Source organism: Ewingella sp. AOP9-I1-14 (genome assembly GCF_052375995.1).
In the GTDB taxonomy this organism is placed as follows: domain Bacteria; phylum Pseudomonadota; class Gammaproteobacteria; order Enterobacterales; family Enterobacteriaceae; genus Ewingella; species Ewingella allii.
The window spans coordinates 864,712-878,297 of record NZ_JBQSVA010000002.1; the positions used below are offsets into that span (position 1 = coordinate 864,712).

The following is a 13,586-nucleotide window of genomic DNA, read 5'->3' on the forward strand; positions in this document are numbered from 1 at the left end:
CATCTCCTGACTCAACAAACTAAAAAATAAATGCCCCTTCCGGGTTCTGCGCAACAGTGTAAATGTTTAAGACGCCTGCGGATAGAGTCGGTTTAATGTTTTTAGGCAATCGATTGGCTTCAGACACAGCAAGGCTTTTATCCGTTAGGGACTTAGCGTAATCAAGGGAGTTTTCTTCACCATAACATGCATATTTTTCAGCTTTGTGACCCCGCCCGCACGCTTTATGAAACCCATGATTCCGGCATGGCTATTTACAACAATAAATCCTCGCTATAAGATGCATTAAAAATACATGTTTAAGAATTTATCGCTGAGATACGGGCCTAAGCCCAGGGAGCTAACACCATGCTAGACAGCCAAACTATCGCCACCGTGAAGTCCACCATCCCCCTGCTCGCCGCCACCGGACCGAAATTAACCGCCCACTTTTATGATCGCATGTTCGCGCATAACCCTGAGCTGAAAGACGTTTTTAATATGAGCAACCAGCGCAACGGCGATCAGCGTCAGGCACTGTTTGACGCCATCTGTGCCTATGCCGCTAACATCGAAAACCTCGCCGCGCTGCTGCCTGCCGTCGAGCGTATTGCGCAAAAACACACCAGTTTCACCATCCAACCCGAGCAGTACAACATTGTGGGCACTCACCTGCTGGCGACGCTGGATGAGATGTTTAGCCCAGGTCAGGAAGTGCTGGATGCCTGGGGCAAAGCCTACGGCGTGCTGGCTGGGGTGTTTATTCAGCGTGAGGCCGATATCTATAAAGAGAGCGCCGAGAAGAACGGCGGCTGGTCAGGCACGCGCGAATTCCGTATCAAAGAGAAGCGCCCGCAGAGTGAGTTGATCACCAGTTTCCTGCTAGAGCCGGTAGACGGCAAGCCGGTGGCCGACTTCAACGCCGGGCAGTATCTGGCGGTGTATATTCGCAGCCAACAGTTGGAAAATCAGGAAATTCGCCAGTATTCCCTGACTCAGGCCCCGAACGGCAAGACCTATCGCATTGCGGTGAAGCGTGAAGAGCAAGGTCAGGTGTCGAACTTCTTGCATAACCAAGCACAGGAAGGTGATGTGGTACATCTGGCCGCGCCGCACGGTGATTTCTTCCTCGACGTCGCGCCACAAACCCCCGTCGCGCTGATCTCCGCCGGTGTCGGCCAAACGCCCATGCTCGGCATGCTCAACGTGCTGGCCGCCAATCAACATCAGGCCCCTATTCACTGGCTGCACGCCGCTGAAAATGGCCGGGTTCACGCCTTCGCGGATGAAGTGAAATCTTTGGGAAATTGCCTGCCGCAGCTGCAAAGCCACGTGTGGTATAATCAGCCGCAGGCGGAAGATTTGCCGGGCGAGCAGTATCAGTCTCAGGGACTGATGGACCTTAGCCTGCTGAAAAGCCAGCTCGCCGACCCGACGACCGAATTCTATCTCTGCGGCCCGGTGGGCTTTATGCAGTTCGCGGCCCAGCAGCTTGTGGCGCTCGGGGTTGCCGTCGACCACATTCATTACGAATGCTTCGGCCCGCATAAAGTGCTGTAATTAAAACAGATGCATAAAAAAAGGCTGACATCGCGTCAGCCTTTTTTATTGGCGTTTTCTGGTCATAAGACTGAAAACGGCAATTAGATCGCTTCTTCATCCTGCTCGCCAGTACGGATACGTACTACGCGCGCCACGTCGAACACGAAGATTTTGCCATCGCCGATTTTGCCGGTCTGGGCAGTGGTCATAATGGTTTCGACACAGGTATCAACGATATCGTCAGCCACTACGATCTCAATCTTCACTTTAGGCAGGAAGTCCACCATATACTCAGCGCCGCGGTAGAGTTCGGTATGGCCTTTCTGACGCCCAAAACCCTTCACCTCTGTCACGGTCATGCCGGTAATACCCACTTCGGCCAAGGCTTCACGGACATCATCGAGTTTAAACGGCTTAATAATCGCATCAATTTTCTTCATGGCGGACCCTTATAATCATTCATTTGCTCTCCGCCTTCCTGAGCGGCAGCGTGGTTCACATTCTGATTGCCAGCGGCAATGCACAGGCAGACGGTAAAGGTAACATAGTCGAAGAGCGTCGTGGTCACTCTTTAAAGTCGGTCGCTTCCAACTCGTGACGAGAAAGCAGCTTGTAGAATTCGGTTCGATTGCGCCCGGCAATGCGCGCCGCGTTGGTCACATTGCCTTTGGTTATCTGCAACAGCTTGCGCAGGTAATTGAGTTCAAACTGATTACGCGCCTCGACGAAGGTCGGCAGCGCGGTGTTCTCCCCTTCCAAAGCCTGCTGTACCAAGGCTTCGCCAATCACCGGCGCGGAGGTCAGCGCCACGCACTGCTCAATTACGTTAACCAGCTGGCGAACATTGCCCGGCCAGCTGGCAGCCATCAGGCGTCGCATGGCGTCGGTTGAGAAGCTGCGTACAAAAGGTTTATGTCGCTGCGCGGCGACCCGCAGCAGGTGGTTCGCCAGCAAGGGAATATCTTCTGCACGCTCATTTAATGCCGGCAATTTTAAGCTAACGACATTCAGGCGATAGAACAAGTCTTCGCGAAACTCGCCCTTCTCCATGGCTTTCGGCAAATTGCGGTGGGTCGCGGAGATAATTCGCACATCCACATCGATGTCGTGATTGCTGCCCACCGGGCGCACCTTGCGCTCTTGCAGCACGCGCAGCAGTTTGACCTGAAGCGAAAGCGGCATGTCACCGATTTCATCTAAAAACAGCGTCCCCCCCGTCGCCGCCTGAAACAGTCCTTCCCGGCTACTGACCGCGCCGGTAAAGGCCCCTTTGGCGTGACCAAAGAGTTCAGACTCCAGAAGCTGCTCTGGCAGTGCGCCACAGTTAATCGCTGTGAAAGCCTTCTTGGCTCGCGGGCTGGCGGCGTGGATCGCCTGCGCCAACACCTCTTTCCCCGTGCCACTTTGGCCGTTAATCAGCACGCTGACGTCAGACTGCGCCACCATATTGGCCTGCTCCAGCAGCCGCAGCATCACCGGATTGCGCGTGACAATCGCCTCACGCCAGCTCTCATCACCACTCGGCGAGGAGAGAGACAGCGCGGCATCAATCGCTTTATACAGCGCGTCGCGATCAACGGGCTTGGTAAGGAAGCTAAACACCCCCTGCTGGGTGGCGGCAACCGCGTCGGGGATGGAACCATGGGCGGTGAGGATAATCACCGGCATGCCCGGCTGATGCTGTTGGATCTCGGCGAACAGCGCCATGCCGTCCATTTCATCCATGCGCAAGTCGCTGATCACTAAGTCAAAACGTTCACGATTAAGCAGACGTAGCGCCTCGGCGCCGCTTTCGGCGGTAGTGACGCGGAAACCCTCGCTGGTCAGGCGCATGCCCAACAGCTTCAGCAGGCTCGGATCGTCATCGACCAGCAACAGGCTGGCGGCTTTGCGTAACGTCATGGTTTCTTCTGCCCTTTAATCGGTGGCTGGTAAGTCTCTTCCGGCTTAACCGTTGCAGAGGCCGAATCGTTGTCCGGCAAATCACTCTGCATCTGCTTGCGCGAAGAGAGCTGACGCTCAATATCCGTCAGGTTTTTTAACTTACGCTGAGTATCCGTCAAGCTCTGTTGCAATGCCACTTGCTGCTCGGTGAGCTGCCCTATTTTGCTTTCGGACACGGCGGCCTGCCGCGCATTACGCGCTTTCTCATCCCCCAGCGTCACTTGCAGGGTTTGCCGCTCGCGCCACAGTTGCACCAAGGTTCGAATGGAGCCGGGCATCTGGACGCGGTATTCATTAACGCGGGCTAACAGCGCGCGACGCTGCTGCTGGTCCGGATCGGCCCCGGCGCGCAGGATGCTCTGCTTGAACACGGTATCCCACGAGTTAGCTTTAATTTTCTCAGCCTGATAGCGCGCCTGAGCGTCATTCATTCGGTCCGCGCAATCCATCGCCCGCAGCCAGAAAAGCGAGTTATTTATGGCGTCGCTATCATCCAGCGCCCACAGGGTTTCACAAGGCGCGAGGCGGAAATCCACCACTTTGGTGGTCGGGATCACATCTTCGACCGGACGATAATAGCTGTCACTGGAAGAGTGCAAAGTACAGCCTGCGAGGAGGGTTGGAGCAACGATGACCGCCAAAGTGGCGCGGCATACTGCGGTTTTCAACCCGTGCTGAATACGGAATAAAAAAGATGCGGCGCTTTTTAACAGGCCGTCCTGCTTAATTTGGCGTTTTTTAATCATTTTTCTCAGCAGTTAATGGCAATTCGATACGAAAACACACGTCGGCATGGTCAATAGTGACCAACCGTAATTCTCCGCGCATTCTGCGGATGCAATCCTGTGCAATGCTCAGCCCCAAACCGCTGCCTTTTACGGCACCCTTGCGCTGCTGACTTCCCTGATAAAAAGGTTCGAAAATCATCGTTTTTTCGGCCTCAGGGATGGTATTTCCCGTGTTGGCAACGTCGATGATCACTTGGTTTTGTGACTGCCGACTGCGGACCCAAATGGTACCGGATTCAGCGCCATAGTGCACCGCATTGGAATAGAGATTATCCAGCACGCGCATCAATAAAGTCGGTTCCGCCCAGCAGAATTGGGCCGCCATATTGACCTCGGTGCTAATTTGCTTGGCTCTGGCAGGAAGGCTGTTGGACGCCACGATACTGTCGACCATGGCCGCTAAATCCACGCGCTCCTTCTCCATCGGCGCATCGGCGAGTTTGCGGTTGTAGTCCAACAGCTGTTCAATCAGCGTTTGTAAGTGGCGGCTGCTGTCATCGAGGATCGCCACCACCTCTTTTTGATCGGCCGTTAAAGGGCCTGCGACTTCATCCTGCAACAGCTCGGTGCCTTCGCGCATACTGGCCAAGGGGGTTTTTAACTCATGAGAAATATGGCGCAAAAACTCGTGGCGCTGTGACTCGAGCCACGCCAGACGCTCACTGAGCCAGACGATACGCTGAGCCAGAGAGCGAATTTCTCGTGGCCCTTTAAACTTGTCGGCATTGCCCAGCGTGCCTCGCTCACCCAGCCGGTTAATCATCCGCTCTACGCGCTTAACCGGGCCGATAATCATCCGTGTAAACAGCAAGACCAGCGCCCCGCTAAGCAAGAACAGCACCAACGCCTGCCAGCCAAAGAACTGGCCACGCTCGGCGATGGCGCGCTGCAACTGCTGGCCGCGGGTAAAAATCACTTCACGCGTCGCCTGAACCATTTCGGCATTCGAACGGGCGAAGTCTTCCAGTTGCGCTGAGGTGGCGGCGTTCGGGCTGTTATTTTGGCATTTTAATTGGGCGAGTTGGGTCAGTAAGCCGCGCAGCGATTGGTAATAGCGAACGTCGGGTAGCACGGAGGCGTGAGCGTCGAGCATCTGCGCGTAGCGTTTGCGCTGGCTGTCGTATAAACGAGACAAGGTAGGGTCATCCAACACGCAATATTGCCGATAGCTGCGCTCCATTTCTAAAGCAATGCTGGACATGGCTTCACTGCGACGCGCATCGGTTAGCGTGGTGCGATTGATTTCAGCGGCTTGAGAACTGAGGTGATCCAGACTTTGATATGCCTGATAAGCCAATACCAGCAGGGGTAGAAGCACAAACAGGAAGGCCATCAACACGAGTTGGCGCAGGGAGCCGGGAAATATTCTTCCTCTTTTCAACGCATTTATCTCATTGGTAAACCGATGTCTAAATGCTAACTGAGTAACTGATTTACAGCCAGAAAAGAGTAAAATTAAAAGGAGTGTCGGAGCACTTTTAGGAGGGGGACTGAACACCCTTCAAGGCGAAGGTGTTCAGTCATCCAGAATAGGTGGTGCCTCACTCAACGTGTCGTTCGATGTTTGATAACGTGCTTGCGCAACGATTATCGGTCTGGTGAACGATAGGCACCTTGCTTTGGCGTCATTCGGGCATTATGGGCATATTTTGCGGATTAGCGCAGGCTATCATAATCAATTGAATGAGCAACTGCGCTTATTATGCATGCTTCGTGCCAAAAATTAAACTTCAAAAATAAATGATTGATTAGTAGAGGGAAAATAATTCCTTTTATTTTTAATCGTTGTCTGCTGCCTTAAAAGAAAGTGCATTTATTCAACAAAGTGTCGCTAAAAAACAACACTTCACAATCATAAGAATAAAGATATTCAATATCAATTAGTTAAATGTCTCTTTTTAGAGACACCACTCTTAGGGATTTGTCTCTGTTTTCCGACACTCAGCGCATTATTAATGTTCGCTAAAACCCAGCGCATTGGGCGCAGGCACATCTTGCTCACAGTTGGCCGGATTATCGACCTTGGCCGGGTCACATTTCGCCACCACTTCCGGCGGCAAGAAGATATGGTCGAGAATAGCGCGCGCCGTCGGCCCGGCCACCACGCCGTCTCCCCCGCCGTTCTCGAGGATCAGCGCCATCACGACTTTGGGATTTTTATATGGCGCGAAGGCCGTGTAGAAGATGTGGTCACGCAGTCTGATTGGCGTCATTTTGGCATTGTAGATTTGGTTTTCACGCAGGCTGAACACCTGCGATGTCCCTGATTTCGCAGCGATTTGATAAGGCGCGGTATGGAACAGTTTGTAGCCCGTCCCGTTAGGGAAGTTCGCCATGCCGAACATGCCGTTGCGCACAATTCCCCAGATAGGTGATTTAGGATCAGCGATCTGTGTGGTCGGCGGCTGCACGTATGGCGTGATCACTTTGCCACTCTGGCTTGAGTAAAGCAGGTGCGGCGTTTGCAATTTACCGTTATTCACCAAGGCACTTAGAGCTCGCACCATCTGGATTGGCGTCGCGACCCAGTAACCCTGGCCGATACCTACGGAAACAGTATCCCCCTGATACCAACCCTTCTTATGGACTTTCTGCTTCCACTCGCGACTTGGCAGCACGCCGTTGTACTGCTCGTCGAGGTCAATCCCGGTCGATTGCCCATAGCCGAATTTACTCAGCCACTCGTGAATACGGTCGATACCCATCTCATAGGCCACCTGATAGAAGAAGGTATCCGCTGACTCCTCGATAGCTTTAGTCACATTCAGCATACCGTGGCCGGTTTTCAGCCAGTCGCGGTAGCGGCGTTCCGTGCCCGGCAGTGTCCAGGTCGGCGCGCCGAAGAAAGTTGTTTGCGGCGTGATAACCCCGGCAAACAGCGCCGATGTGGCCATAAATGGCTTAACCGTGGACGCCGGCGGGTAAAGGCCCTGAGTCACGCGGTTAATCAGCGGAAGGTCAGGGTTCTTCAGCAGCGCGCTGTACTGTTTGCTGGAGATGCCGTTGACGAAGGGGTTGGGATCGTAGCTCGGGCTGGAAACCATCGCCTTAATGCCGCCGTCTCGCGGGTCCATCACGACGACCGCGGCGCGCTGGCCTTTCAACACTTTCTCAATATATTGCTGTAGACCTAAATCCAGCGTCAGATAGATATTTTGCCCAGCCTGGGGAGGCACTTCCCTCAGCAGGCGCACCACGTGACCGTGGTTATCCACTTCGACTTCCTGATAGCCGGTATGCCCATGGAGAATATTTTCATAATACTTCTCCACGCCCTGCTTACCTATGTCATGGTCAGCGGCATAGTTTTCGGCAATTCCTTCTTTTTCGAGACGTTTTTCGTCTTTGTCATTGATTTTCGACACATAACCGACGACGTGCGCCAGCTCCGCCCCGTAAGGGTACTGCCGCTGCTGGTAGGTGCTGATGGACACGCCGGGAAAATTGAATTGATTGACTGAGAAGCGCGCCACCTCGACGTCGGTCAACGCCAGCTTCAGCGGGATCTCAGCGAACTTACGGCCGTGGATCATGGCATCGTGGAAGTTATCCAGATCGTCCTGCGTAAGATCCACGATGGGGGTCAAGGCTTTTAGCGTGGCCTGAAGATCATCCACCTTGCCGGGAATAATTTCTATCTGATACAGGGTGATATTCTGCGCCAGAACCACACCATTGCGATCCATGATAAGCCCGCGGCTCGGGGCGATCGGCAACATTTTGATGTCATTTTGGTTGGAACGCGTTTGGTAAAAATCATGCATCCCAATCTGTAAACGATACAGGTTATAAACCAGTACGGAAGAGAGCAGCACCACGACCACAAAGGCGATGACGGCACGGCGGACAAAAAGGACGGACTCAGCGGTATGGTCGCGAATTTCGTCATTAAGTAGAGCCATAGGCGCGCAAAACCCTTTCTAATCGGCTTATAAAGCAGTGGCGGAAACGGAATGGTGAAAAGGCCGCAAGTCTATCGGCTCAGGCATACCCCGACTATAAGAAGTGTGCTAATGAACTGGCAGTAATGTTTCTATTTATGAAAATGTAAGAGGAAAAAGTAACAGTTAAAACAAATTGAGATGCGAATCCCGCTATCAAAAGCCAGATTCGCAGAAGAAGGGATAAGTCAGCAGGGCTTATTTCGTTGCGATTTCTACACAGTCGCCATACACATAACCGTCGGTTTCTGTCGCGACCACAAAGTTGTTTTTAACGTGAATATACATCAGGTTATCTTGCGCCCCAGCCTTCATAGGCTGGTTATTCTGACCAATGATATCCGTCAGCTCCGGGCTGGTGATCATTTTGGTACCGTCTGGGGAGAAGGTGAAAGTATTGCCAGCGTCAAACACGTGCGCGTCTTTATTAATCACATCGGCGGTTTCTGTACCATCCGCGGCTTGTACGTTATGCGTTAACACACATTTATAGGCCGTTACGGCGGACGCTGAAAAGGAAGTCAACGCCAGCAAAATTGCAAAGAAAGCACCCAACCTGAACATGAGAATAGTCCTACCCTGTAAAGTTGCGGCACATCCTATCACTTGCGCTTTTTATAGGAAGAGGTCTGAGAAAAAAAGCCTAAGTCTCAGCCTTATTTGGATTAAGGCGGTAATTAAACCACCCAAGCTTAAGCAGGCCGGTAATTTAGCCTGCTTAAGCATTTTGCTGCGGATGGTTATTAATCTTCTTTAATGCCAAGAACCTTAATTGTCATAATGGACAATGAGTTAGGTGGGATTTTCCCCGCAATGCCCTTTTCTCCATACGCTAAATTAGGTGGGATATAGAGCGTCGCTTCTCCATTAATCCCCATCTTCACAATCACCTCCTGCAAGGTAAGTGGAATATCTTTAACGGCAGCAGCAATGACATTGTTGTCTTTTTCGCTGGCAATGATCGTACCGTCACCTAATTTCTCGATAATTTTGATACGGACGCTGTCAGTCGGTTTCACTTTTAGCGCAGAACCCGGCTTGGTGATGACATAAATGAAGTTACTTTTCGCTTTCACGGCGTTCTTCATTTTCGCAGCCTTGGCCATAACCTGCTCATTTATAGCTCTGTTTTTGTTCCCTTTATCAGCCGTATTCTCATTAATTTCCTTATCGACTACCGCCAGAGAAGCTTCGATCTCTTTATCGGTCAGCAACGGGGTGTGATTAAAACGATCCAACAAGCCTTTGAGGACGATATTTTGATCCACCGGGGTAGTGTAAGCAGTGATCTTTCTCAACTCCTGCTCAGACTCCAGCCCGATGAAATACCCCAAGGAATAGGCGCGTTTCGCCAGTCTTCCAGCTTTGCTATCGGCAGTAATTGCTGCTTTGACCTGCTCACTGCTTGGTATGCCAGAGGTCGCTTTAGCCGCTGATTTCTCTGCCAGTTGTTTCTTCACATTGGCCAACTCAGTCGCCAGCGCGGCTTGCTCATCGGCCCATTTTTTACTGCCAGCCTGTGCATCTGCCTGTTGTTTGGCAACTTGGGCAGCAAGCTGAGTTTTCTCTGTGTTGAGCGAAGCAATCTGCGCATCAACCTTGGTTTTATCCTGCGCGGCTTGTTTCTCTACCGCCTGTAAGCGCAGATTTTCATTACTGGCTTTCTTCTCTGCGGCCTGAGATTCCACCAGCTGTTTGGTTATCTGAGACTGCTGGGCGGTCAGAGCGGCGATCTGATTATCCTGCTTAACCTTGCCCTGCGCAGACTGTTTGGCTTCAGCCTGTAGACGAAGATTTTCATCTGCAGATTTTTTCGCCGCAGCCTGTGCCTCTGCCAAATGTTTAGCAGCATGCGCAGCCGTTTGGGTTTGCTGCGCAGTCAGTTCGGCAATCTGTTTATCCAGCTTGGCTTTGTCTTGCTCGGCCTGTTTCACTGCTGCCTGTAGACGAGCGTTTTCATCGCTGGCCTTCTTCCCCGCCGCCTGTGCATCTGCCAATTGCTTAGCCGATTGAGATGCTCCTTGCTGTTGCTGCGCAGTCAATTCGCTAATCTGCTTATCCAGCCTGGCTTTATCCTGCTCAGCCTGGTTGACGGCTGCCTGCAGACGACTGTTTTCATCGCTGGCCTTTTTCCCTGCTGCCTGAGCATCTGCCAATTGCTTAGCCGACTGGGAAGAATCCTGCTGTCGCTGCGCAGTCAGTTTGGCAATCTGCGCATCCAGCTTGGCTTTCTCCTGCTCGGCCTGTCTGGCCGATGCTGACAGTCGGGCGTTATCTTCATTGGCCTTCAGCAATGCCTGCTGTGCATCACTCAGCTGCCGCGCGGTCTCTTTGGCTTGCACCTCGAGCGTTTCAGGTACTGGCTCACCGCTGATCGCCGCAAGCTTTTTTCTAATGGTAATAATTTCAGACTGAAGCTTCTTATTTTTATTATTGAGTTCAGAAAGCTGCTGCTTATACCATTGAGCAGTTAGCGGAGTATTCTGCGAGTTATCTTTTTTTTTCGGAATATCCTTGGATAATTCCCCAGACGAATCCTGTTCGCTAACGCCAGATGAACTAAATACTGGCTGAAGAGCCGGTTTTACTAATTTTTCCTCTCGTAATTTATTTAGAAGATTGAGGTTATTAGTATTATCTTCCGCCACTGCCCCTCTCATACTAGCAAGAGCAAGAAAAACGCAGATACAAAGAGTACGCTTCATCATAGATTGTTAATTTCCTGTGATCTTTTTTCCATGTTCTTAAATGACGCATCTTTGACCCGCGCGCAGATCAATTTAATCTTGTTACTCAACTCCATACCGAGGATATCTTTAGAATCCTTGTTAATATTCAGACTGTTAGTTCGGTAAACCTCATAGGCTTGGTTTACCTTGGAGAATTGTTTCTGATAGATTTCGTAGGAAGCAGGATCAATATTTTTTAGCGCTTTAAATTCGTTAATGCAGGATTGTTCACTGGCATTTGCCACTTTCCCTTTTATTCCTGCTTTCGGCGTTGTACACCCAATTAAGGTAAGAAGCGGAAAAAGTATTAACAAACGTGCCATATTTCTTCTCATTGCATTATGTTCCCTATTCGAATCGATTAATGATTTAAAAAATAATTATATATTCTCTGTATTCTTTTAAACGTCACAAAATTCCCGTCATCTTAATAAGAAGACGACTAATAAGAAAAACCCAACTACTTAATCTATGTTTAATCAAAACTTCATGAGGGGGTGTAAAAGGCGTGCGCCTCATTCAATTTCCCACCCTTGTCAGGAGAGTTGATGGCGTAGCGGGAGTCGGCGGCGGCTACCCTCTGTTATGGGCATCCTTAGGCTGGCGAAAAAATAAAAGCTAAAAGCATGACTCAGATCAAACAAAACCCGCGCCCAGACTGGGCTGGAAAGGCGTTTTAAGCGCAATTTATGGGCTATTTTTCAGCAAAAAATGTGTTTCATACCCTCCCCTGTGCATTTCATTCCTGTACCAAGGCATCTCATGCCCGAAACCGATCGCTGTGCGGCGAAAGATTTATCATACAAACAGTTTAATTGACTTTATTTCGCTCGGGAGAACCCACTATGAGTGACAAATCTGGAATGCAAAACGACAACCGCACACGCTGGCTAACGCTGTTTGGCACCATCATTACCCAATTTGCTCTTGGCTCTGTGTATACGTGGAGTTTGTTTAACGGACAGCTGTCCCAAAAGCTGGATGAACCGATCAGCCGCGTGGCCTTCTCCTTCGGCTTACTGAGCCTGGGCCTGGCGATTGCTTCTTCTGTCGCGGGCAAGCTGCAAGACCGATTCGGGGTTAAGAAAGTCACGATGGCGGCAGGCGTGGTGATGGCGATAGGTTTTGCGCTCACCTCCCAATCCAACAATTTAATCATGCTGTATCTCAGCGCGGGAGTATTGGTCGGGCTGGCAGACGGCGCGGGCTATTTGATGACTCTGTCCAACTGCGTGAAGTGGTTCCCGGAGCGTAAAGGGGTAATTTCAGCCTGTGCCATCGGTGCTTACGGCCTCGGCAGCTTAGGTTTTAAATTCATTTGCGGCCACCTACTCAGCATTTATTCTCTGGAAAGCACCTTTATTATCTGGGGTCTGCTGGCGATGACCATGATTATCATCGGCGGCCTAATGATGACAGACGCGCCTAAGCAGGCTCCTCAGACCATCAACTGTAATGAAGACAACCTGACCAGCAGCCGTGACTTCACGCTGTCAGAAGCCGTGCGCATGCCACAGTACTGGATGCTGGCGATGATGTTCCTCACCTCTTGCATGAGCGGCCTGTATGTTATCGGCGTGGCGAAGGACATCGGCGAAGGTCTGGTGCATCTCAACGCGGTCACCGCCGCCAACGCCGTCACCGTGATTGCCATTGCTAACCTCAGCGGCCGACTGATCCTAGGAGTGCTGTCAGACAAAATGGCGCGCATCCGGGTAATTTCCATGGCGCAGGTCATCTCACTGGTCGGCATGAGCATTCTGCTGTTTTCCAATATGAATGAGACGCTGTTCTTCATCTCCGTAGCCTGTGTGGCCTTCAGCTTCGGCGGTACCATCACCGTCTATCCATCGCTGGTGAGTGACTTCTTCGGGCTGAATAACCTGACCAAAAACTACGGTTTGCTGTATCTCGGCTTCGGCATCGGCAGCGTCATGGGTTCACTTATCGCCTCCCTATTCGGCGGCTTCATCGTGACCTTCACCTTCATCACTGTACTTTTAGTGCTCTCTTTGGTGCTTTCTGCCACAATTCGCCTTCCGAACAAAGCCGAACAAGGGCATAATGCGCTCCAGCACGTGTAGCGTAGTTCTTACATGCAGTTAAAATGATGAACGGGAGCATAAATCGCTCCCGTTTCTTATTACTACAACTGTTATGACTAGAAGCTGGCTGCACCTTTAAGGATCTCGCATTAACCGGACAGCTTTACATGAACCGCATCACCCTGATTATCTTCTCCCTATTTCTTGGCACCCTGAGCTTCAATCTCGCGGCAGCACAGCCGACCAACGCTAAAGATGTTGCCTCCGAGCTTAGCCGCAAGGCTAAAGAAGGCGGCCGCCCGCACTGCACAACGGTTGAAGCAAGCGCTTACAACAAGTTGTCAGCACATACTGATTACCTGAACTGAGCCTTCTGTGAATAAGGCGAAAACGGCCCCCTAAAGCTAAAAGCACGGGACAGGTCAAAGAAACGCCGTCTATTCATCCGCTTTTAGTATGGGTTTGCTATCATGAATTTGCGAAATGAATATAAATTCGCGAGTTCAGTAGGACTTTGGCACGAGCCGTGCGCCAAAGCTCGATAGACACCGGGGCCACTTTCCCCGTCTCATGGAGGGAGTTATGAAAGCAACAGTATTCTGGCTGACGATGGCTGGC

At 51.3% G+C, this 13,586-nt stretch carries 11 protein-coding genes; 3 read left to right on the forward strand and 8 right to left on the reverse strand.

The window, feature by feature from the left end; genetic code table 11:
* The first annotated feature begins 348 nt into the window (after positions 1-348).
* Positions 349-1,539: an NO-inducible flavohemoprotein gene (gene hmpA / locus ACT3RT_RS09210; RefSeq protein WP_496202846.1), complete on the forward strand. Its 1,191-nt coding sequence runs from the start codon at positions 349-351 to the stop codon at positions 1,537-1,539.
* Positions 1,540-1,622: 83 nt separating this feature from the next.
* Here hmpA and glnB read toward each other — a convergent pair whose 3' ends face one another.
* From glnB to ACT3RT_RS09250, 8 genes are all read right to left on the reverse strand, one after another.
* Positions 1,623-1,961: a nitrogen regulatory protein P-II gene (gene glnB, locus ACT3RT_RS09215; protein ID WP_013574351.1), complete on the reverse strand. Its 339-nt coding sequence runs from the start codon at positions 1,959-1,961 to the stop codon at positions 1,623-1,625.
* A gap of 124 nt (positions 1,962-2,085) precedes the next feature.
* Entirely contained in the window at positions 2,086-3,423 is a 1,338-nt protein-coding gene (glrR, locus tag ACT3RT_RS09220; protein ID WP_353501220.1) for a two-component system response regulator GlrR, read from the reverse strand.
* Positions 3,420-4,211 carry a two-component system QseEF-associated lipoprotein QseG gene (gene qseG / locus ACT3RT_RS09225; RefSeq protein WP_485901742.1) on the reverse strand — a complete coding sequence of 264 codons (792 nt, stop codon included), beginning with the start codon at positions 4,209-4,211 and terminating at the stop codon, positions 3,420-3,422. The genes glrR and qseG overlap by 4 nt, the downstream gene beginning before the upstream one ends.
* A complete protein-coding gene (locus ACT3RT_RS09230) occupies positions 4,204-5,643 on the reverse strand; it encodes a sensor histidine kinase (protein WP_496202920.1) in 1,440 nt (479 codons plus the stop codon). Before ACT3RT_RS09230 ends, qseG begins: the two co-directional genes overlap by 8 nt.
* 562 nt (positions 5,644-6,205) lie before the next feature.
* Entirely contained in the window at positions 6,206-8,155 is a 1,950-nt protein-coding gene (mrdA, locus tag ACT3RT_RS09235) for a peptidoglycan DD-transpeptidase MrdA (RefSeq protein WP_353501218.1), read from the reverse strand.
* Positions 8,156-8,392: 237 nt separating this feature from the next.
* Positions 8,393-8,677, reverse strand: coding sequence for a hypothetical protein (locus tag ACT3RT_RS09240; RefSeq protein WP_353501217.1), 285 nt, complete (start codon positions 8,675-8,677; stop codon positions 8,393-8,395).
* Between the two features lie 260 nt (positions 8,678-8,937).
* On the reverse strand, positions 8,938-10,902 hold the full coding sequence (locus tag ACT3RT_RS09245; RefSeq protein WP_496202847.1) for an FKBP-type peptidyl-prolyl cis-trans isomerase N-terminal domain-containing protein: 1,965 nt from the start codon (positions 10,900-10,902) through the stop codon (positions 8,938-8,940).
* Positions 10,899-11,246: a YuaE family lipoprotein gene (locus ACT3RT_RS09250; protein ID WP_396130137.1), complete on the reverse strand. Its 348-nt coding sequence runs from the start codon at positions 11,244-11,246 to the stop codon at positions 10,899-10,901. Before ACT3RT_RS09250 ends, ACT3RT_RS09245 begins: the two co-directional genes overlap by 4 nt.
* A 522-nt stretch (positions 11,247-11,768) precedes the next feature.
* On the opposite strand from ACT3RT_RS09250, the gene ACT3RT_RS09255 reads away from it, so the two are divergent.
* The gene (locus ACT3RT_RS09255; protein WP_496202848.1) at positions 11,769-13,007 is read left to right on the forward strand and encodes an L-lactate MFS transporter; all 1,239 of its coding nucleotides are present in this window, start codon (positions 11,769-11,771) and stop codon (positions 13,005-13,007) included.
* A 128-nt stretch (positions 13,008-13,135) separates the two neighbouring features.
* Positions 13,136-13,336 (forward strand): hypothetical protein, encoded by a 201-nt coding sequence (locus ACT3RT_RS09260; RefSeq protein WP_353501213.1) that lies wholly within the window; start codon positions 13,136-13,138, stop codon positions 13,334-13,336.
* Positions 13,337-13,586: the final 250 nt, after the last annotated feature.